Source organism: Vibrio olivae (assembly GCF_042428525.1).
Taxonomy (GTDB): domain Bacteria; phylum Pseudomonadota; class Gammaproteobacteria; order Enterobacterales; family Vibrionaceae; genus Vibrio; species Vibrio olivae.
This window is the reverse complement of record NZ_JBHMEP010000001.1, coordinates 1,550,864-1,571,967: the sequence shown is the minus strand read 5'-3', so window position 1 is coordinate 1,571,967 and position 21,104 is coordinate 1,550,864. Positions and strand designations below refer to the sequence as shown.

Genomic DNA, 21,104 nt, shown 5'->3' with positions numbered 1-21,104 from the left:
CTCTTAACTAAATTGGCCATGAACAAACCACTGCTGTTGTGGTGTTCTAAATACCCATAGCCACTGACCTTGATCACTACGAGCAATAAAATAGTCTCGAGTGATTTCATCATTATCCCACCAACCTGTGAGCAGTCGCTCTGGGCCATGTATTAAGCGAACTTTGTTGTGTAATGGGCGTGGGGTGTCGTAGATAAAACAAGGACGCAAAGCGGTGTGTTTCTCTATCGCTGGCATTTCTTGCGTCGGTTCACACAGCCGATGGGTATGCTCAGGGCGAGGATCATCGGTGTAGAGAACCTTTTGCACGCGTTGGCGTCCGAGTTTGGCTTGCAGAGCACTAATTAGCTCTAGGGATGTTTGCCGCCCTTGCTGACCTGCAAAAAGGTCGGTATCTAGGCTATCTCGCTCTGCTGCTCTCAGTACGCTAAGCGTAAGCTCTTGAACGGGGGCATCCAGTATGAGTGATTCCATCGTGAGTTGACACAGACGTAGCCAAGCACTGGCTAAGTAATCTCCGCTTGCAGACGTAAAGTAAACCTGGCTGGTAATATTATCTCGTTGGTGTAGCGTAAGTTGTAGCTCATAAGCGACTTGATCACGCAGTTTTAAAAAGGCTTCAAGTTGATGAAGTAGGCGCGATAAGGGCTTTTCTAACCATTGAATGTTTTCGATATCAAACAGTAAAATCAAATGGCGGCTAAAGGATTGTGGTGGGTGATAATACTCCACCGGGTGTTTAAATTGACCCAGAAGTCGACCGACATAATTAACTAAATCAATATCAAAACGTCTTGCCAGTTCGGGCATCGGTAGGGCAAGCAACTGTTGAATGGTTTCAATACCGATGCGTTGTAACGATTCTATGTGTTTCTCTGCCAGCTCTGATGCGGTGAGTGGGTGCTGTTGAACCCAATGCAATAGCTGGCTTTTGTCATCCGTTATGTGGTTTTTATTCGATTTAGCCAGCATGATCGCCGCTAAAGGTGAAAATCCAGTCGAATATTGATAGCCAAGCTGTAAGTGCTGAAGGTGACGTTCAATGGTTTGCCAATAAGAGGTGAGCCCACCATAAAGAGATAACATATTGGTGACGTTCAGCAGCAGGCCTTGCGGCGGAAATAAACTGATATCGGATGTGACGTTATATAGCCACTGTGCGATTTCAAGCAATGCGTGTTCTTCGATCTCGGGGTCATAAGGGTGAACTTGCAACTCATGACAGATCGCGGCTGCGCTACCAAGGCCTGCGCCAGGTGTTAGCCCTTGTTGCTTCGCCGCTTGATTGATTTGCACTAAGCGATGGGTCTGTGGGTCAACAACGGCTAAAGGCGTTTGCTGGTGGTCGCAAAACAGTTTGTCTAACTGTAAGTTGGGAAAATGCAAATAGAGCCACAATGCCATAATTATCCCTGACGTTGAAAAGGAAAGGGGACAACAACAGATTGGCGCTCTTTTACCGCAAGATCAGGCCAATAACTTCGCATATCGATATCAAATTGACCATGTTGCCAGCCCCCTTTACGTTTGTTGATACGAACGCTGATCCCATACTCTGTCGGCGAGAGAGCCAAACTCAAATTAACCGGTAGTGAGAGTGAATGCGCTTGCTGATTGCGAAAAACAAATTGCAAACACTGCCCGGTTTCACTAGCAACTTGTAAGCGCCGGGCTTGGTGTATTTCTAACTGTTGAGGCCACAAGAAGAGGTGGCTGCACGCGCCACTTTTTGCACATTGCTCGGCGGCCCATAATGCATGTTGTTCAGTCTGTGGTTGTATGATCAGCAGTCGATCGGCATCGATGCCTTCTGCCGCGAGCTGTTGGGAGGACAACATACCCGGCGGTTGAATAAATACAATTAACCGTGATTGTTCGCATAATTGTGAGCGAATCTGTGGCAATAGTAGCCTCAGCTCGCCAATTCCGGAGATGGATTGAATCTCGACCACACCACAGGTAGGAAAGCCGCCGCTTAATTGGCTATCGAGAATGTCAAACCCCGTTGAGACAAATTGGTGTTCAACTGGCGTGTTTGAGCCCTGCCATAACCATTGTTTATGCTTTAAGTGTTCAACGAGTTCGTGCATAGTCAATACTCAAAAATACTGTATTTATATACAGTATAATCAATCGTAACCTCGTCGCAAGTGCTATCATCAGCGCTGAAATGAAAAACGCCTTACTCATTGAGCAAGGCGTTGATTTTTAAAATAATTGGTTAGGGTTATTTTTTCGGCTGCGCATCAATGCACTGGCCATGCACGTTTTGACTCTCTGGTGCCATTAAATAGGTGTAAAGCGGAATGATATCTTCTGGTGTTTTCAAGCTGTTAGGGTCTTCGGCGGGAAAGGCTGAAGCACGCATACTGGTTCGTGTTCCACCTGGGTTGATGGCATTGACGCGAATCTCTGTGTCGCTTAGCTCATCTGCAAGCACCTGCATCATTCCTTCAGTGGCAAACTTAGAAATGGCATACGTTCCCCAAAAGGCACGGCCAACATGGCCCACGGTTGAAGAGGTGAAAACTAAACGACCTTGAGGGGACTGCTTAAGAAGCGGTAGGAGTGCTTGTGTCATGAGAAATTGTGCTTTGACGTTAATTTGCATTACGTCGTCATACACCTCTTCCTCAATCTGATCGAGAGGGCTTAATACCCCAAGAATGCTGGCGTTATGCAATACGCCATCTAAACGACCAAATTGACCTTCAATGGTATCGACCATATCAAGGTAATGTTGCTTGGTTGCCCCTTGCATATCGAGTGGAATAATGGCGGGTTGTGGATAGCCTGCGGCGATAATCTCGTCGTAGGTTTGTTCCAGCTTTTTGACGGTGCGGCCAAGCAAAATCACCGTTGCTCCATGTTTGGCATAATCTATCGCCGCTTGTTTTCCGATGCCCGCGCCTGCGCCGGTCACCAGAATAACTTTCTCTTTGAGGGCATCTGCAGAAACTGAATAATCCACGGTTTTCGTCCTTAATGTTATGTTCTACTTTAAGTCATCGTCACAAGATGGTTACAATACAGCAAATCGCATATGAGGGGATAACACATTGGAATTTTTGTTAGATTATGGCTTGTTTCTAGCCAAGATTGTGACTGTCGTAGTGGCACTGCTTGCGATTTTAGTTATCGTGAAAGCAGTCGGTGGGCGTCACAGCGCAGCCAGAGGCGAACTAGAAGTCACCAATTTGACAGAGCAACATAAACACACTGTTGAGCATATGGAGCATCATTTGCACGACGATGCGTTTATTAAAGCGCGCCATAAGGCGGAGAAGAAAGACGAGAAGAATAAAAATAAACAGCGTGGTAAGCAGATTAAAAAAGCCGCCAAAGAAGGGGAGCTTGATACCGGGCGTGACCCACATCTGTTTGTCTTAGATTTTAAAGGCAGTATTGACGCTAAAGAAGTCGCGTCATTGCGTGAAGAGGTCACGGCGATTTTGGCGGTAGCTCGTGATGGTGATGAAGTTTTACTGCGTTTAGAGTCCGGCGGCGGTATGGTTCATGGCTATGGTTTAGCGTCTTCACAGCTTGATCGCTTAAAAAATGCAGGCTTACCATTGACGATTTCTGTGGATAAAGTCGCAGCAAGCGGTGGTTACATGATGGCGTGTATTGCCGATAAAATTGTCTCTGCACCGTTTGCGATTGTAGGATCAATTGGCGTGATTGCTCAGTTGCCAAACTTCCACAAGCTTTTGAAAAAGCATGATATTGAATTTGAGCAACTGACTGCGGGTGAGTTCAAACGCACTTTAACCATGTTTGGTGAAAATACCGACAAAGCGCGTGATAAGTTCAAACAAGAGCTGGAAGAAACACACGGCCTGTTCAAAGACTTTATTCGGGAGCACCGTCCTCAACTTGAGCTTGATAACGTGGCTACGGGTGAACACTGGTTTGGTACGCAAGCGAAAGCGCTCGGTTTGGTCGACGAAATTAAAACCTCTGATGATTTGGTGGTTGAAGCGTGTAAAGAGAAAACCGTATTAGCGATTCATTACGCTGAGAAGAAAACGCTGAAAAATAAGCTTGCTGGTGTTGCGGGTGAAGCAGCAGATAGCGTGCTATTGAAGCTAATTAGCCGTGGTCAGCGCCCCATCGTGTAAGTTTGGATGAGCAAAAATGCCTGAGTGTACTCAGGCATTTTTTTTATCTGCAGATTGTCGACGGACAATGGACTCGCCATAACCGAGTAATAAACCAGAAATCGCGCCTGCAAGGTGTGATTCGATCGCTACCCGCGCGCCAATCATTGCACTCGTGGTTTCAGAAGCGCCGACAAATTGCTCCCATAAAATTTTTCCCACTAGGCCCGCGACCAATAACCAACTGCTTTGACGACCATGAAGGGCTTCCTTGAGCGCGCCATAAGCAAACAAGCCATGTAACGCCCCTGATAAGCCCACATACAAGGTCATATCGCTGGCAAAGTTACCGATACCAACGGCAATCGAGCAGACTACGAGTGTCAACAAAAGCGATTTGCTCGACGGAGAGAAAATCGAACTGATGATCCATAAACCGGCGAGATTCATCCCTAGATGGGTATAATTGGTGTGGGTGAAGTTTCCTGTTAGTATCCGCCACCATTGGCCATCGATAATGGCGCTTCTATCCCATACACTTAAACTGTGCATAGGCTCGAATTGCAGGCCTAAGCACAGTAAACTGATGACGAATAACAGCAGGTAAAGATTCACAGTATGTCTCGATATTGTTCTGAATGTGGTAAATCACGCAAAGCGTGTATTTGTCCGTGGATAGAAAGCCTATCATCGAATGTGGAATTGGTCATCCTTCAACATACCAGTGAACAGCACCGGCCAATGGGTACAGCGCGAATTTTGTCGCTGTCTTTATCATCATGTCGTTGCTGGGTGGGCGAGGATTTCTCTCAACATACGGCGTTAAACGCTTTACTTCGAGAGCCGGATGTTGACCACTACCTGCTCTATCCGGCGCCCAATTCTGTCAGTATTGAAACGCTGTCTTCAACGCAATTTACTGGGCGTCGCCAACGAGTGATTCTCCTTGATGGTACTTGGAAAAAAGCCTACAAAATGTGGCAATTAGCGACCAATTTGCATTCGATCCCAAGCATACATTTACCTGAGCATTTACAAGGTGAGTATCGTATTCGTAAAGCGCCGAACGAGAATAGCCTCTCCACTGTTGAGGCGGGATATCACCTGCTCTCGCTGCTCGAGCCTCAGCGAAACTTTTCGCCGTTATTAACCCCTTTCCGCAAGATGATAGATTTTCAAATTGCTCACATGCCCGATGGGGTATATCAAAACAACTACCTAAAGCAATAGAGTTGTGAGCCTGTGCCACGTTATTCTCTCGTTATCCGCGTTTTGTCTTCGAGCAGACTATAATCAAATCAAACACATGGCTTGCGATTTTTAATACTAGATGGCTATAATGTGCACTGTCGGTTTCGCCGACGCTTCGTATAACCCCATTAATATGGTTTGGGGGTCTCTACCTGGAGCCGTAAATTCCAGATTACGAAGAGTTAAGTGCACAGCGCTTTTCTCTTTGTATGTTTGTTACTTTTTGCGGTAGAGAAAAGCGCTTGTCCAATATCATTCATGGAGAGGAGACAAGCGTGAATCACACTTCTTTTATTCAGCAACTTCCGAAAGTTGAACTTCACCTTCATATTGAAGGCTCTCTAGAGCCAGAAATGATGTTTGAACTGGCTCAACGTAATCACATCGCGTTACCTTATGATTCACCACAAGCGGTGAAAGAGGCGTATCAATTCCATAATCTACAATCGTTTTTGGATATCTATTATCAAGGCGCCAATGTATTAATTCATGAGCAAGATTTTTATGATCTAACGTGGGCGTATTTACTGCGTTGCCAGCAAGATAATGTCATTCATACCGAAATCTTTTTTGACCCGCAAACCCACACCGAACGGGGTATCGCTTTTGACACGGTTGTGAATGGTATCTACAGAGCACTGCAAGACGGTGAGAAGCAACTGGGGATCAGTAGTCAACTTATTATGTGTTTCTTACGCCATTTGGATGAAGACAGTGCGTTTGCAACACTTGAATTAGCGTTGCCACATAAAGATAAAATTGTTGGTGTCGGTTTGGACTCCTCTGAGCTAGGTCACCCGCCAGAGAAGTTTCAGCGCGTATTTGAAAAAGCATTAGCGGAAGGTTTCTTAACTGTGGCTCATGCTGGTGAAGAAGGCCCCGTGTCGAATATTTATAACAGCTTATCTTTGTTGAAAACCACACGTATTGACCATGGCGTACGTTGCGTTGATGATCCACAACTGGTGCAGCAGTTAGCCGAGCAACGCATTCCACTGACGGTTTGTCCATTGTCTAATCTTAAGCTTAAGGTGTTTGAAACCATGGATGAGCACAATATTGTTGAGCTCTTGCGCCAAGGTTTATGTGTCACCATCAATTCAGACGACCCATCGTATTTCGGCGGCTATATGACGGATAACTTTCTTGCCGTCGCCAATGCTCATAGCATGACGAAACAAGAGTTAGCGCAGTTTACCCTCAATGCGATTGAAGCCAGTTTTGTGGATGAAGCGCATAAGCAGCGTATGGTTGATAAAGTGGTGGCGGCGCTAAGCAGTGCAGAATAACCGCGCAGAATCACAGAGCGATAAATCAAAAAAGCGCAGCTTGGGCTGCGCTTTTTCTATTGGACTGGCGTTAAATACCGGAATTCAATGCTAATCGATTACAGATTCCACTCTTGGCCAGTATCTTGAACAACTAGGTTATAATCAGCATCATCATAGCTGACGGTCACATCTAAATAGCCAGTTTCATCACCGTTTTCATCGTATTGCTGCTTGGCAGTAATACTGTCGTAGTCATCAGAAAATGAGATATCCATACTATCTTGATAGGTACTAATCTTTAAACCATCGGCATTATTTTGCAAAACTTCTTCATTTAACGTAAAACTCGAGCCTGAAGCAAGTGAAACATTTTCGAAGTTAACGAATTCAATATCGGAGGAATTACCATATATAGTTATCTCATCATTGCCTTCGCCGCCATCGACAAAGCGGATTTGATCGGCTGATTCTTTCGGTGCTAGCATTGAAGTAAATCGGTCACTGCCGCCGTTTAGTGAGACATTAAACTCGGTATAACTTGAACCTTCAAACTGAACCTCATCACGGTGAATATCGCTACCTTGAATATTAAACATATTGCTCCACTCGCCATGCTCACCATTACTTTTAGTGGCAATTCTAATCACAGTTTGAGCATCGAAGTCAGTAGCATCGATATCTGCGCGTTTAGCATCAATGATTTCCAACCATAGTTCTTCGGATGCGCCATAAGTCTCTTCATAAGGCATACTGCCTTCAAGATGAATATTAACATCAACAAAATTGTCAATTCTAATGGTATCGCGGCTCTCCATAATGAGGGCCGTATCAGAATCCGGGCCAGTATATTCAATCAAAAGTTCTTTTGCACCATCGGCGTTCCACTCACCATTATTGGTTATATAGGTTGTCGCATAACCATAGTGATCATTGGTATATTTGAGTATCACATCGTCAATTTCCAGAGAACCAACCTGTTCATACGGACTAGAATGATCTATTTCCAGATTATCAAGATCAAATGCATTACCGTTTTCAGCAGTTAGGTTGCTGGCGCTGCCTGTGCCATCGGTATTGGTGGTGCCAAAAATTACGCTCATGGTATTTCCTGTATTAGTTTAATGATTTTCAGATGATTATAGAGAGTTATTTACCAAGGATAGGATGAAATATAAGAGGCTTTTTTTAATGAAATATAACTAGAAATAACGCTGAAGATTAAATGCGATAGTGCCGATGATAGAAGGGGAATTACTAAGGTTTGTTATTAATTAACTTATTGTATGAATGTGTAATTGTGTGGTGAATGTTTCCGTTTTAATAATTAATAATCTGAATTAAATTGTTTTTCATATTTTTATTATTACTAAACCTGTGGGTTAGGCTTTATTCTACTATGGTTGAGATAATTGCAAACAAAAATCCACCCTACTATATTTTTAGCGCAGTTACTGTACTCGGACCAATTTCAAAAAACGTTTTGGATAGCCGCTTTGATAATAATTGGTTTCGGTTACGCCAAAATGCTTTTTCGATGACGAGCTATGAATAAAGTGCAGTTTGCCTTTGCCTACTTGGGTAATAATGCCCGCGTGACCAGGACGGCGAGTACTAGGGTCAGTACCTGTAAAAACGATTAAATCGCCGACTTTCGCTTGAGTAATCGGCACCGCTTGATCGAACATGGTTGGGTAGGAGGCTGTGGTTCGTGGCACATCAATATCAAAATGACGATAGACATATTGAATATAACCAGAGCAATCAAAGCCTTTGGGAGAGGTACCTCCCCACACATAACGGGTGCCTAAATATTGACGAGCATACGACACTAACGCGCGTTGCTGCTGTGATTGAGGCGATGCGTATAAAGATAACGTTTGAGGCGGTTGCGCAGTGGTGTTACTGGCAGAGCTACAGGCTGACAGTAAGCATAGCGATGAAAGCAGCAGTGTTGAGTGTTTCATAGTTGTCTGGTGTGTTTTATAAAATCGAACCCAATGTAACATGGTGTTCTGTAACTAACTAACCTGAGTGTTAAATTTGACACAGCCTTTACTCAGTAAGGCCTAATGTGTGACTGGTCACTCACTACAATGTGAATCGCTCCCTAGCTACTGACAAAAAAGAGGGAAGCGCATGCTTCCCTCTTGAATCGGTTAGGTGGACTTAATTATTTAATGAATGACGTTTTTCAAACACGGCCACAGACCACGCGGGAACATTGACGAAACCAGATGCCGACACACTGGCTTGAGCGCCGTTATAGGCAATGGAATCATTGCTGGCTGAAGTTTGTAAGCTATGCAGGGTGTAATCACTGGCATCAAAGCCTGAAAATTCTTCCACTGCTTGCGGTGATGCGTTTATGACGACCAATACACCATCGCGCTCCGCATCAATGTTTGCGTCGTACAAAGCCGCACTATTATCAATACTCATCACGATAAGTCCGGGTGTTTGCTCACTGCCGGTATTGTGAAATTGAACCCGCTCAATGATGTCACTCCCATAACCGAGCGTGAACAAACCTGAGCTACTGCGTAGCGCGACGAGCTCTTGGAAATAGTGATCCATTGCATCAATGTCGGCAGCTTGCGGTGTGGCGTTTTCACCCGCTTGCGTCAGAATATTTTCAATCAGTGCCCAGTTCGCACTGTCCTTATCTTCTCGAGGTAGGCCGACATTCCAGTTATTGGTCTGCTTGGTGAAGTCGACATAGTTATACCAATCACCGGAATCGTAAGAGTCACGCTGCATGGATTTAGAACGAAGTAATTCACTCCCCATGTGGATAAAAGGTACGCCTTGACCCAGTAATGAGGTGGCTAAAGAGACCGCTTGCATACGAACACGAGTTTCTATCGATTGCTCGTAACCAATCTTATATTGGTTATTATCCCAAAGGGTTTGATTATCGTGCTTTGACACGTAGTTTTGAATTTCCCAAGCATCCTCAGCATAGCCTGCGGGTTGCCCGTTATAGTCGAGCTCTTGGCCCGTAATATGGGTATCAGTGCTATCTATCATTGGGAAGGCTTTGAGGTTACCAGCCATACCAAGACGTACGAGATCGGCGGAATGAAGCGCACTTGCTTTAACACTATCACTTTGCGTATTGAGATCATTGACGGCCACATACGCACCGTTACCAAAGCCCTGGTTTTGACGGATGGAGTCACCTTCATCAAATGGGCCGCCGCCACGTACGGCATCGCGTAAACGGTCAGAGAAGGAACCAATGCCTGTACCGCCAAGGTTCGCTTGAGTGGCTTGTACGAACATACGGTCGTTTTCTACCTCACCAAAGTTCCAGCCTTCACCGTAGAAATACACGCTTGGGTTTTCGGCTTGAGCTGCCGCGAGAGTATGTTGAATTTGCGTCAGTGGATGGTGGCCCATTAAGTCCCAGCGAAACGCATCAATTTTGTAATCACGCGTCCAGGTAGCAATAGAGTCATCAATCAACTTGGCAAACATTTTATGCTCAGGGGCGGTGTTCGAACAGCAGGTCGAGTTTTCTACCACACCGGAGATTTCATTTAAGCGTTGATAGTACCAAGGCACAATGCGATCAAGTACTGATTTATCTGCCACGCCCGCTTCATTGGTGTGGTTATAAACCACATCCATAACCACATTCATGCCGATGTCCTGCTTAATGGACATCACCATCTGGCGGAACTCGCGAATTCGCGTCATGCTGTCGGCATCACTGGCATAAGAACCTTCTGGTACCGTGTAATGGTAAGGGTCGTAACCCCAGTTATAACCATCGACATCGCGAACATAGCCGTTAAGGCGTTGAATAATCGCGTTACTGGAACTGTCTTGCGTTTTGAGGCTGGCAAATACCTCTGCCAGCGTATCGGCGCTTGAGCAGTAATTGCCAAGGTCGCTGTCACTGCTGACATCGCTATTGAGTTCACACAGCTTGCTAAATGGCGCATCAATATTGGCGACTTGATCAGGATCTTCATTGATGGTGGCGATATCGAACGCTGGCAACAGATGTAAATGCGTCACACCAGCGGTGGAAAGTGCTTTGAGATGTTCTACTGGCACACTGTCAGTTTGGCTAAAGGCGGCGTATTTGCCACGAGCTGCAGGATCGGTAGATTCATCACGTGAAGAAAAATCGCGAATATGCGCTTCGTAAATCACCATTTTGGCTGGGTTATCTTGGCTGTGTGGTGCACTGACATTATCCCAGTTCGCGGGTTTAAGTTCTGCGCGAGACAGATCCACCACTTGGCTCAATTCCGAGTTCATTGACAGACTCAGAGAGTAAGGGTCGGTGACTTGATAGGTTTCTAGTTTATCAGTGGCTGGGTGATATACCGTGACTTGGTAACGGTAGTAATCTCCATGTGCCAAGGCGGTATTCTCGACCACCCAGCTACCAGATGCGCTATCAAAGTTCATGGCAATCGGGGTCATGGCATTTTTGTCGCTATCAAATGGGATTAAATTTACCGATTGCGCAGTGGGTGCCCATAAACGAAAGCTCGTGGTGTCATCACCATTGATGATTGCGCCGTAGCTGAGCGTGGTCGCGACGTCTGCATATAACGCGTCGAGTGCACTGGCCGTTTGCACTTCGGTGGCCAGTATTGTCCCCGAGGCATCACTGGCCACGGCAATCAGTTGGCCTTTCAAGAGATCATTTAAACTCATGGTTGAGTTAGCAAAGTCAAAATCAAAACCTATAAAATCACTGCTAAGCTGAGGTTTTTCTGTTTGCCAGTTGGCTGCGGTTTGCTGCGTTGAACGAATGGAAAAATCTGCGTTTTCGACTTGTTTGGTTTGTGGGTTAAACGCCAGCATCGCGTCGGGTGAATAGTATAAGGTTACCGATGTCGCGTCTTTGCTATTTATCAGCAATACGTTGTCATCGGCAAAGATGGCACTGGCGCCAGAGAGTTCCACTTGGTTACTTGGTTTATGGGCGAGGGGTTGGTAATACACTTTATCTGTGCCCTTAAAAACGAAACCGATATTGCCGATCGCGGTTGTGTTGTCGAATTCAAATTTTAGGTCAGCGGTTTGATAATCGCCATTACTGCTATTCGTGGCGATCATGTTAACGCAGTTATCGGTGCCATTGACCGGAATATCCCAGTACAGACCGTAAGTCTCGCTTTGTCCCGTTGGCGCAATGCCTGGCCATGAGGTGTCTGTGCCCGCAAAGTTATCGCAGGTCTCGTTGTTCCAAATATGCAGAGTGAAAAATGCGTCATCACCATCAGGAGTATTGAAATAGACACGCGCCGTATTGGCGGGAATGTCACTGGTGGCGATAAGTTCTGGATAGACGGCTTGTACTCCCTCTTGGGTATAGACCGAATTGTCGTCGCCTACTTGAGTTAGGTCGAGGCGCGCATCGTAGTCACCAAGTGGCTTTTCTTGATCGATTCTCGGAATGAAATTAATGCATTGTGTTGCTTCATCGGCGTACTCAAGCTCCCAATAAGCACCAAATTGACTGTCAATCCCGTCAGGCGTAAGCCCAGTCGACCAGTCTGAAGCATTAGGGTCATCACCGGCATACGCCGCGCAGTTGTCATTATTCCAGACATAAAGGGAAGCACCATCATAGGCGCCGCTGCCATTGTCACGCGCTGCAATGTCACCATTGGCTTTGTAATACACCTTTACGCTGGCAGTAGTCGTTGGTGGTTGAGGTGTTTCATTGTCATCAGTATCGGAATTACAGCCAAGCAGCAAAAGCGGCGTCATCAAAGGGATTAAGGCTTTGGCGGTGGCAGATAAATAAAATGGTCTCACGTCGATTTTCCTTATCGTGTTGTTATCAAGTTTATTGTTTTGAATGTGTTATAAACGGAAATCGTTATGTTCAAGCCTGAAGGCTTAACGCAAAAATACTAATCAGGATGGAGGCTGACAGATTGTGAGAGGTTTCATTAAAGATTTTTCACTCTGTTAAAAAACGCTTAAGAGCTAGGTGTGTCACGTTCTGTAGGGGAAGACGGAAGAGGACGCTGTTACAAAAATAATAATCACTGAAAACTTTGTTTTGAAAAGGATAATTCTAGCTGATGGTTGGGCAGAGGGACGCTGTCGTGGGGTCTACAATTAACGGGTCAGATCACAGGCTTTATTTCTATCGAAAATTAAGGTGAGTATTCAGGTCGAATCTCGGTCACAATTTGACCGAGATGTTAGATGAGATCTTATGATAAAGGCACGTTATGCGGCGCTAAACAACTGCTGGTGGAGGCGCTGTGCATGGATGTCGGTCATGGCAGCGATGTAGTCGCAGATAATTCGCATACGTTGAGATTCACTGTCGGCTGCTCGCCATTCCAGACGAGGTTGTTCTGGTAGCAAACGTTCGGCATTAGAGCTTAACGCGTCAAATAAATCCATAATGATTTGTTGTCCGCGATATTCGACAACTTGAATCTCAGGAATTTGAATCACTTTCTGACTTACAAATTGTTTGAACACTTCGAGGGCGTCAGCCATATGTGGCTCTAAATATGCGTTGAAAGCCAGTAAATCACTATCAAAAGGGGCATCGACCGGTTTTACGCTAATGCTGGTCAATAGGGCATTGACGATTCCGCCAATGGCATCCTTACGTTGGTGATGTTTACCGGAAAATAACATGTCACTGATCGAGTCGATATGCTGCTCAAACCATGGGGCACCGATATCGACTAACTTAGCCGCGCCGTGCTCTTGCCATTGCCCACGGTTAACGAGGCCCATAACTATTGCGTCTTCCAAATCATGTACGCCATAAGCAATATCATCCGCCAATTCCATGATTGAGCAGTCGAGTGATTTAAACCGAGTGTTACTATGAGCCGTTGAGGCAAGTGGGTTGGGGCGCAGCTCGCTGATGCGTTGTTTATCGCTATCAGTTAAAGGTTCGAGAACCCAGTCAAATACTTGCCTATCAATATCATACAAACCTTTCGCTGGTGCCCATTGCTGCGGGTTTAAATGGCGTTGGTGAGCGAGGGCTTGAGGTTGAATTTCAGCGCGGGTTTGACTCAGTAGCGCGGGGTATTTGATTAACCCAAGCAGTGAGCGCCGAGTTAGATTCATACCGTGATGTTCAGTATAGGGCTCAAGCAACGTGACGATGCGAAAAGTCTGCGCATTACCTTCAAAACCACCATGTTCGCGCATCATATAGTTGAGGGCGATTTCTCCCCCGTGACCATAAGGCGGATGCCCAATATCGTGGGCCAAACACAAAGAATCAATTAAGCTATCGCTTGGCAGCAACGCACGAAACTCTGGCTGCTTCTTCTTTATTTGAGCCACAATCCCGGTGCCAAGTTGTGATGCCTCGAGAGAGTGGGTTAAACGAGTTCGGTGAAAGTCGCTATCTGCAGCCCCATGGACTTGAGTTTTCGATTGCAGGCGACGAAAGGCAGCCGAGTGCAGAATACGCGCTCGGTCACGGTGATAAGGACTACGGTGATCATCGCGGCGAATTTTATGTTCATCATCGTGGCGTGATTGCCATAAAGGGTTAATCTCGAACGTCACTCAATTCTCCTTATGTGATGGGCTCAATGCTTAACTGATCTCATCAAGTGATAACTCAAAGCTTGGGGCAAAGGTATTGAGAAAGTAATCCATCTCATCACTCCAACGCTCTTTTAATGTTACATCCAAGCGCTTTTTCGCTAGAGCATATTCATGATTGCCCGCGCTCAGTTCTTCTAAACATTTCAAATACGCACATATGGTGTCGGCTTGTTTGACGATGTCTGCGTCCTGAGGGTCAGCTTGCTTCGCGATCAAAAACGGCGCAAAGTCATCTTGAAACTCTTGAGGCAACATTGAGAGCAATTTGTGCTCGGCTGCCGCTTCAATCTTTTTGTATTCTTTGGCGATGTCGGGATTATAGTATTTCACAGGCGTCGGCAGATCGCCGGTCAGTACTTCGCTGCTATCATGGTACATCGCCAAAATAGCAATGCGCTCAGGGTTGAGTTCACCGTTAAACTTTTTGTTCTTAATCAGCGCCAGCGCATGGGCAACAAAAGCGACCTGCAAACTGTGTTCTGAGACATTTTCTTTGGAAATTGAGCGCATCAAGGGCCAGCGTTGAATCAGTTTCATACGGGCAAGGTGAGCAAAAAAATGACTTTCTTTCATGATAATCGGCGTCCTTGAAATTGAATGCATCATAGTGACAACAGCCGTTTCGGCATCAATGGTCATTTTGTTCTAAAACGAAAATGGGCGCATCAGGTTATAACCAAGATGCGCCCATTTAGCCTAACACGTTAAGTTACTGACGATAAGTCGCTAAAAAGCGCTCAAAGCGGCTTATCGCGACTTCAAGATCTTCGACGTGCGGCAAGGTGACGATGCGGAAGTGATCCGGTTTGGGCCAGTTAAAGCCTGTACCTTGCACCAACAGCACTTTCTCCTGAACTAAGAAGTCGAATACCATCTTTTGGTCATCAACAATGTTGTATTTCTTGGTATCAATTTTCGGGAATAGATACATCGCCCCTTTGGGTTTAACACAGGAGACGCCCGGGATCTGATTAATCATTTCCCATGCTTTGTCACGCTGTTCTAACAGACGACCGCCCGGCAGAATTAATTCATTGATGCTTTGATACCCTCCAAGGGCGGTTTGAATCGCATGCTGCATGGGTACATTGGCACAAAGACGCATTGACGCCAAAATATCGAGCCCCGCAATGTACTTTTGTGCCAGATGTTTTGGCCCAGTTAAGAACATCCATCCGCTGCGAAAACCGCAAACGCGGTAAGCTTTTGATAGGCCGTTAAAGGTCATGACCAACACATCTTCAGTCAATGACGCAAGTGGTGTGTGGGTAGCGCCATCGTAGAGAATTTTATCGTAGATTTCGTCGGCAAAAATGATCAAGTTATGTTGACGAGCAATTTCGATGACGTCCAATAAGAAGTCTCGGCTGTATACTGCGCCTGTGGGGTTATTTGGGTTGATTAAGACAATGCCACGTGTGTTTGGAGTAATCTTCTTTTTAATATCATCAAGATCAGGGTACCAATCCGATTCTTCATCACACATGTAATGCACCGCATTGCCCCCAGATAACGCGACCGAAGCGGTCCACAGAGGGTAGTCAGGAGCAGGGACCAGCATTTCGTCGCCGTTATTGAGTAGGGCTTGCATCGCCATGACGATCAACTCAGAAACGCCATTACCGACATAAACATCTTCTACATCTAACGAACGTATCCCTTTACGCTGATAGTGTTGAACGACAGCTTTACGCGCAGAGTAAATGCCTTTTGAGTCAACATATCCTTGTGAGGTTGGAAAATTACGGATGACGTCGACCAAGATTTCGTCCGGGGCGTCAAAACCAAATGGGGCGGGATTCCCGATATTCAGTTTTAGTATTTTATGCCCTTCCTCTTCCATACGTTTAGCATGTTTGAGTACAGGCCCTCTAATGTCATAGCAGACATTATCGAGTTTTGACGACATCCCGATATTTTGCATTGCTCTACCTGTTATATTGCTGAATTTACTTTATTAAGCTACACCAAAAAGAGTATTTTTAGAATAAAAATCTGAATCAACTCATTATTTTTTAGAATATAAATGGTTTTATTATCTAGGTGGTAAATAAAACCTGCGTAATAGCCTTGATTTGCAAAGGGTCTATTAATAGAGTAATCATCTTATCTTGTTAAAGTGCAAAGCATACGAGGTTGACTTGCCTTACTTTTATCAAGCGGTCAGTGCTCTGATTAAGCGAATTGAACGAGCCAGTGTTGGCGCCAATCGCCTAATTCAAAACATTGAACAGACGCCAGATTTCTCATTTATTGATTGGCTCGATGCCCAACCCATCTTTCCTAAATTTTATTGGCAGTCGCGTGATGGTCGAGAAACTGTTGCAGCATTAGGTCAGTTACATACCTTCACCACGCCGTTACCCGCTTATGCCATTTTGGCGGAAGGGCAGCGTGTTTGGGGAGGACGCTCGTTTGATGGGCAAACCGAAAAAAACCGCCGCTGCATGGCCTCATTTTTCTTTTTACCTCAGATAGAATTAATCAGCCGTGATGGTGAATGCTTTTTGGCCGTCAACTTAACTTCGGATTTTGAACGGACACTAGATGGCCTACGCCAATTAAGGTTTGAGCTGAGTTCAGCGCCATTACAAGCTAGTGAAGTGCTCAGTGTCACTCATATTCCAAACCAACCGCAATGGCGTGAACTCGTTGGGCAAGTACTGGATGGCATAGAGCAGCAACAATTTAAAAAAGTTGTGCTAGCGAGAAAAACCAGCCTAGAACTCAAATCGCCGATTCGCGCGGCGCAGTTGCTTAAAGCGAGCATAGAAAGAAATCGTGACAGCTTTCATTTTTTAATGGCGCTGGACGATAAACTGAGCTTCCTTGGTTCTACGCCAGAGCGTTTATACCAGCGGCAAGGAACAGAGCTCTATACCGAAGCGTTAGCGGGAACCATTGGTCGCGATGCCGATCTGGAGCGCGATACACAACTGGCGAATTGGCTCACTCAAGACAGTAAAAATGTCAATGAAAACCAGTACGTGGTGGATGACATTATTGAACGCTTAACCCCTCATGCCATTGATATCGATGTTGAGTCGCAACTGCAGTTGGTTAAACTGCGTCAAGTTCAACATCTTAAACGTAATATTCATGCGACGTTAAAGCATGGCGTAAACGGCGTACAACTGCTTAGTGCATTGCAGCCTACCGCTGCTGTGGCGGGTTTGCCGCGTGACGCTTCTATGGCGTTTATTCACCAGCATGAGCCTTTTGCTCGTGACTGGTACGCAGGTTCCATGGGCTACATTAGTCACACTGAAGCGCAGCTTTGTGTGGCGATTCGCAGCGCATTAGTGGTGGATAACCAAGTGCAGTTATTTGCTGGCGCAGGCATTGTTCCCGGCTCGGTAGCCGAACATGAATGGCAGGAGCTCGATAATAAAACATCAACGTTGCTGTCATTGATTACAGAGCCTGACTATGTTGGAGAGCCTTCATGAGTGGAGAGCAAGCGACTTTAAATCGAATTTGGGCCAAGACGTTACTGGAAGAGTTGGCACGTTCGGGCGTTCGTGATGTCTGCTTGGCGCCAGGATCACGTTCAACCCCCCTAGCACTGGAAGCCAATGCCAACCCTAAGCTGACGTTGCATACGCATTTTGATGAGCGCGGTCTGGGCTTTTTAGCTCTGGGTTTGGCGAAGAGTGCGCAGCAAGCTGTGGCGGTGATTGTCACATCCGGAACCGCAGTAGCCAACTTATTGCCAGCGGTCGCCGAATCCGGATTAACGCGCGAAAAGCTCGTACTATTGACTTCAGACAGACCCGTTGAGTTAGTTGGCTGCGGCGCCAACCAAGCCATTAATCAGACCGATATATTTTCGTCACATGTGACCGGCGCTTTATTTCTTCCAAGCCCGACCACACAAGTCAGCCTCAATTGGTTACTGACGTCGGTTGATGACCTGATGCATCGTCAGTCTCGAGAAGGCGGTGCTATCCATATTAATTGCCCTTATCCCGAGCCATTATATTCTCGCCATGAGCAGGAATACTTTAGTGATTATGTAAAGGCGGTCGAGCGTTGGCAGCAAAGCGGAGCTGCTTATAGTTGCCAACAGATCGCCGCAGCAAAGGCGCCGCAATGGTCGAGTGATTACGTCCACCGCCGCGGCGTGATAGTTGTCGGCAGTGTGACGTTGACGCAAGGCATACAGGCGTGCGAACTGGCGAAAAAACTCGGTTGGCCAATACTTTGTGACCCGCAAAGTGGCGTTGGTAGTGAGTGGGGGCATTTTGATTTGTGGCTACAACACGCTCACGCTCGCCAGCAATTGAGTGAGGCGGAAGTGGTGTTACAACTGGGTAGTCGCATCGTCTCTAAGCGCCTAACGCATTGGCTCGCCGAGCAAATGACGCAGCGTCACTGTGAGTACATATATGTCGCGCCAGAACTAGAACGCAATAACCCCTCTCACTTAGCGCAAGCGCATATCGTTGCTAACATTGAACCGTGGATTAAACAGGCCATTTTGGCACTTTCACGTTATGAAAAACCGGCTCAGCAAGGGTGGGCCGATGAGCTGAAATCCTTTTCCCATGATATTGGACATATGGCGCGTTTGTCGCTGTGTACTGAGCGTGAACTCAGTGAAATTGCGGTGGCTTTAAAAGCCACAGAGCTTGAAAAAGACACCTTAGTGTTTGTCGGTAACAGCCTCTTTGTCCGTTTACTTGATATGTTTACGGTTTGGCCTGGCATGTCGGTATACAGCAATCGCGGCGCATCGGGGATTGATGGTTTGATTGCTACAGCCGCGGGTGTTCAGCGTCACCAAAAACAGCCTATGGTGATGTTTGTGGGTGATACGTCGCTGCTTTACGATCTGAATTCATTGGCACTAATGCGCCACCCTCCACAACCCGTCGTCGTGGTGGTGCTTAACAATGATGGCGGCGCGATATTTGATTTGTTGCCAGTACCTGATGAGCAGCGCCAAGCGCTATATCAAATGCCGCATGGGATGACATTTGAGCATGCCGCTCAGCAATTTGGTTTAGCTTATTGTCGCCCTGAAACGGTCTCTCATTATCAAAGTGCTGTGGATAGGCATCTTTACCACGGAGAGGGCACGTTATTGCTTGAGGTGGTGACTCCGCCTCAACAAGCTGCACAGCAGATACACCAACTGATGAGCCAGATTGATGCTTTATAGTCATTTTCAATGCGCTCAACCCGGGCAGCCTGTTGCCGTATTTCTACATGGCCTATTGGGAAGTAGTGACGATTGGCAAACGAGCCTTAACCAGTTGGCAACGACCAATACATTAACGATTGATCTTCCCGGTCATGGACAGAGCCAAGCGGTTGCGTGCGAGGGTTTTGACCACTGTTGTCAATTGATACAACAAGCGGTTTTGCAACATGTTTCGCCGCAAACGCCCGTTGCGCTCGTTGGGTATTCTTTGGGCGCTCGTCTTGTGATGTATGGCGTGGCATTTGAGCGATTTTCGCGCTTAAACCTTCAGCTTTTACTTTTAGAAGGGGGCAATTTCGGGCTCAAAACTGATCAGCAGCGAGAGGAACGCTGGCGTAATGACAAAGCGTGGGCCGAGCGTTTTGAAGGCGAACCCATTGAACAGGTTTTAAACGACTGGTACCAGCAACCGGTATTTAGTTCATTAAACCATGAGCAAAGACAAATCTTGGTTGCGAAACGGAGTGCTAACCTAGGCGTCTGTATTGCAAACATGCTTTGTTGTACCTCATTAGCGAAACAACCGAATTTATTGACACAACTGCAAAGCATTTCTATTGCAGCACATTATATTTGTGGCATAAAAGACAAGAAATTCTCTGCAATGGCAGAGCAAAGTGGTCTGTCTTATAGCCAAGTGGCGAACGCCGGCCATAATGTTCATCAAGAACAACCTCGTGCGTTTGCCCATCTGATTTTTCAACATCTTCAAGCTATTTCTTCATCGAGCTTGAACCAGACAAGAGAATAACCATGGCACAAACAGTCGGTATCACAGAAGAAGAACTTTACGCGCCCGTTGAATGGGTCGATCATAGCTCAGATTATCAAGATATTTATTTTCACAAGTCGCCTGACGGTATTGCCAAAATCACCATCGCTCGTCCTCAAGTCCGTAACGCTTTCCGTCCTCAAACGGTGAAAGAGATGATTCAAGCTTTGGCGGATGCGCGCTATGATGAACAAGTCGGTGCGATTATTTTAACCGGATTGGGTGAAGATGCGTTTTGTTCTGGTGGTGATCAGAAAATTCGCGGTGACTACGGCGGTTACCAAGATGATTCGGGCACCCATCATCTAAATGTCCTCGATTTTCAGCGTCAGATTCGTACGTGCCCTAAACCTGTGATTGCTTCCGTAGCTGGTTGGGCGGTTGGTGGCGGGCATGTATTACACATGATGTGTGATTTGACCATCGCAGCAGAGAACGCAAAATTTGGTCAAACAGGGCCAAAGGTCGGGTCGTTTGATGGCGGCTGGGGCGCGTCTTATATGGCGCGCATTGTTGGTCAAAAGAAAGCGCGTGAGATTTGGTTCCTATGCCGCTTTTATGACGCCAAAGAAGCTCTTGAAATGGGCTTGGTCAACACGGTTGTCGCACTGGAAGATTTAGAGAAAGAAACGGTACGTTGGTGCCGTGAAACATTGCAACATAGCCCAATGGCGATTCGCTGTTTGAAAGCGGCATTGAACGCAGATTGTGATGGACAGGCAGGGTTACAAGAACTCGCAGGGAATGCGACGATGATGTTCTATATGACCGATGAAGGCCAAGAAGGGCGCAATGCCTTTAATGAGAAACGTCGTCCAGATTTCAATAAGTTCCCTCGTAACCCTTAAGCTAGGTAGACACAAACCTTTACAACCATAAATTGAACCGTGACCGCTTTGTTGCTCTAATCAACTTACAAGGGAAACGGTTCGTTTAAC

17 protein-coding genes and 1 riboswitch are annotated in these 21,104 nt (G+C 46.2%); of the genes, 7 read left to right on the top strand and 10 right to left on the bottom strand.

The annotated features are described in order from the left end of the window. Positions 1 to 3 precede the first annotated feature (3 nt). The 3 genes from ACFFUV_RS07190 to ACFFUV_RS07180 form a co-directional block, all read right to left on the bottom strand. Positions 4 to 1,404: a Y-family DNA polymerase gene (locus tag ACFFUV_RS07190; protein WP_390190791.1), complete on the bottom strand. Its 1,401-nt coding sequence runs from the start codon at positions 1,402 to 1,404 to the stop codon at positions 4 to 6. 2 nt (positions 1,405 to 1,406) lie between these two features. Beyond that, positions 1,407 to 2,090, bottom strand: a complete 684-nt coding sequence (gene imuA, locus ACFFUV_RS07185) for a translesion DNA synthesis-associated protein ImuA (RefSeq protein ID WP_390190789.1) — start codon at positions 2,088 to 2,090, stop codon at positions 1,407 to 1,409. Positions 2,091 to 2,227: 137 nt separating this feature from the next. Next, entirely contained in the window at positions 2,228 to 2,971 is a 744-nt protein-coding gene (locus ACFFUV_RS07180) for a YciK family oxidoreductase (protein WP_390190787.1), read from the bottom strand. Positions 2,972 to 3,059: 88 nt separating this feature from the next. Between ACFFUV_RS07180 and sohB the strand changes: the two genes are divergently transcribed. After that, entirely contained in the window at positions 3,060 to 4,121 is a 1,062-nt protein-coding gene (gene sohB, locus ACFFUV_RS07175; RefSeq protein ID WP_390190786.1) for a protease SohB, read from the top strand. A gap of 30 nt (positions 4,122 to 4,151) precedes the next feature. Here sohB and rrtA read toward each other — a convergent pair whose 3' ends face one another. Continuing rightward, a complete protein-coding gene (gene rrtA / locus ACFFUV_RS07170; protein ID WP_390190784.1) occupies positions 4,152 to 4,715 on the bottom strand; it encodes a rhombosortase in 564 nt (187 codons plus the stop codon). Positions 4,716 to 4,718: 3 nt separating this feature from the next. Here rrtA and ACFFUV_RS07165 point away from each other — a divergent pair, with 3 nt between their 5' ends. Together ACFFUV_RS07165 and ACFFUV_RS07160 are read left to right on the top strand one after the other, a co-directional pair. Beyond that, positions 4,719 to 5,330, top strand: coding sequence for a tRNA-uridine aminocarboxypropyltransferase (locus ACFFUV_RS07165; protein ID WP_390190782.1), 612 nt, complete (start codon positions 4,719 to 4,721; stop codon positions 5,328 to 5,330). A 116-nt stretch (positions 5,331 to 5,446) separates the two neighbouring features. Further along, positions 5,447 to 5,546: riboswitch (purine riboswitch) on the top strand. 80 nt (positions 5,547 to 5,626) lie between these two features. Then, the gene (locus ACFFUV_RS07160; protein ID WP_390190780.1) at positions 5,627 to 6,640 is read left to right on the top strand and encodes an adenosine deaminase; all 1,014 of its coding nucleotides are present in this window, start codon (positions 5,627 to 5,629) and stop codon (positions 6,638 to 6,640) included. A gap of 98 nt (positions 6,641 to 6,738) precedes the next feature. On the opposite strand, the gene ACFFUV_RS07155 is transcribed toward ACFFUV_RS07160, so the two are convergent. The 6 genes from ACFFUV_RS07155 to ACFFUV_RS07130 all read right to left on the bottom strand — a co-directional run bounded on the left by ACFFUV_RS07155 (position 6,739) and on the right by ACFFUV_RS07130 (position 16,112). After that, a complete protein-coding gene (locus ACFFUV_RS07155; RefSeq protein ID WP_390190778.1) occupies positions 6,739 to 7,722 on the bottom strand; it encodes a hypothetical protein in 984 nt (327 codons plus the stop codon). A gap of 348 nt (positions 7,723 to 8,070) precedes the next feature. After that, the gene (locus tag ACFFUV_RS07150; RefSeq protein WP_390190776.1) at positions 8,071 to 8,586 is read right to left on the bottom strand and encodes a C40 family peptidase; all 516 of its coding nucleotides are present in this window, start codon (positions 8,584 to 8,586) and stop codon (positions 8,071 to 8,073) included. A gap of 202 nt (positions 8,587 to 8,788) precedes the next feature. Next, complete coding sequence (gene pulA, locus ACFFUV_RS07145; protein WP_390191876.1) at positions 8,789 to 12,358, bottom strand: pullulanase-type alpha-1,6-glucosidase; 3,570 nt, start codon at positions 12,356 to 12,358, stop codon at positions 8,789 to 8,791. Between the two features lie 471 nt (positions 12,359 to 12,829). After that, positions 12,830 to 14,146: an anti-phage deoxyguanosine triphosphatase gene (locus tag ACFFUV_RS07140; RefSeq protein ID WP_390190775.1), complete on the bottom strand. Its 1,317-nt coding sequence runs from the start codon at positions 14,144 to 14,146 to the stop codon at positions 12,830 to 12,832. A 30-nt stretch (positions 14,147 to 14,176) separates the two neighbouring features. Further along, positions 14,177 to 14,761 (bottom strand): 5'-deoxynucleotidase, encoded by a 585-nt coding sequence (gene yfbR / locus ACFFUV_RS07135; protein WP_390190774.1) that lies wholly within the window; start codon positions 14,759 to 14,761, stop codon positions 14,177 to 14,179. 136 nt (positions 14,762 to 14,897) lie between these two features. After that, positions 14,898 to 16,112, bottom strand: coding sequence for a pyridoxal phosphate-dependent aminotransferase (locus tag ACFFUV_RS07130; RefSeq protein ID WP_390190772.1), 1,215 nt, complete (start codon positions 16,110 to 16,112; stop codon positions 14,898 to 14,900). A gap of 217 nt (positions 16,113 to 16,329) precedes the next feature. On the opposite strand from ACFFUV_RS07130, the gene ACFFUV_RS07125 reads away from it, so the two are divergent. From ACFFUV_RS07125 to menB, 4 genes are read left to right on the top strand one after another with little or no spacing between them, the layout of a single operon-like run. Then, the gene (locus ACFFUV_RS07125) at positions 16,330 to 17,637 is read left to right on the top strand and encodes an isochorismate synthase (protein ID WP_390190770.1); all 1,308 of its coding nucleotides are present in this window, start codon (positions 16,330 to 16,332) and stop codon (positions 17,635 to 17,637) included. Continuing rightward, on the top strand, positions 17,634 to 19,352 hold the full coding sequence (gene menD, locus ACFFUV_RS07120) for a 2-succinyl-5-enolpyruvyl-6-hydroxy-3-cyclohexene-1-carboxylic-acid synthase (RefSeq protein ID WP_390190768.1): 1,719 nt from the start codon (positions 17,634 to 17,636) through the stop codon (positions 19,350 to 19,352). Before ACFFUV_RS07125 ends, menD begins: the two co-directional genes overlap by 4 nt. Then, positions 19,342 to 20,145 (top strand): 2-succinyl-6-hydroxy-2,4-cyclohexadiene-1-carboxylate synthase, encoded by an 804-nt coding sequence (gene menH, locus ACFFUV_RS07115; protein ID WP_390190766.1) that lies wholly within the window; start codon positions 19,342 to 19,344, stop codon positions 20,143 to 20,145. Before menD ends, menH begins: the two co-directional genes overlap by 11 nt. A gap of 2 nt (positions 20,146 to 20,147) precedes the next feature. Then, the gene (menB, locus tag ACFFUV_RS07110; protein ID WP_390190764.1) at positions 20,148 to 21,014 is read left to right on the top strand and encodes a 1,4-dihydroxy-2-naphthoyl-CoA synthase; all 867 of its coding nucleotides are present in this window, start codon (positions 20,148 to 20,150) and stop codon (positions 21,012 to 21,014) included. The last annotated feature ends 90 nt before the right edge of the window (positions 21,015 to 21,104 follow it).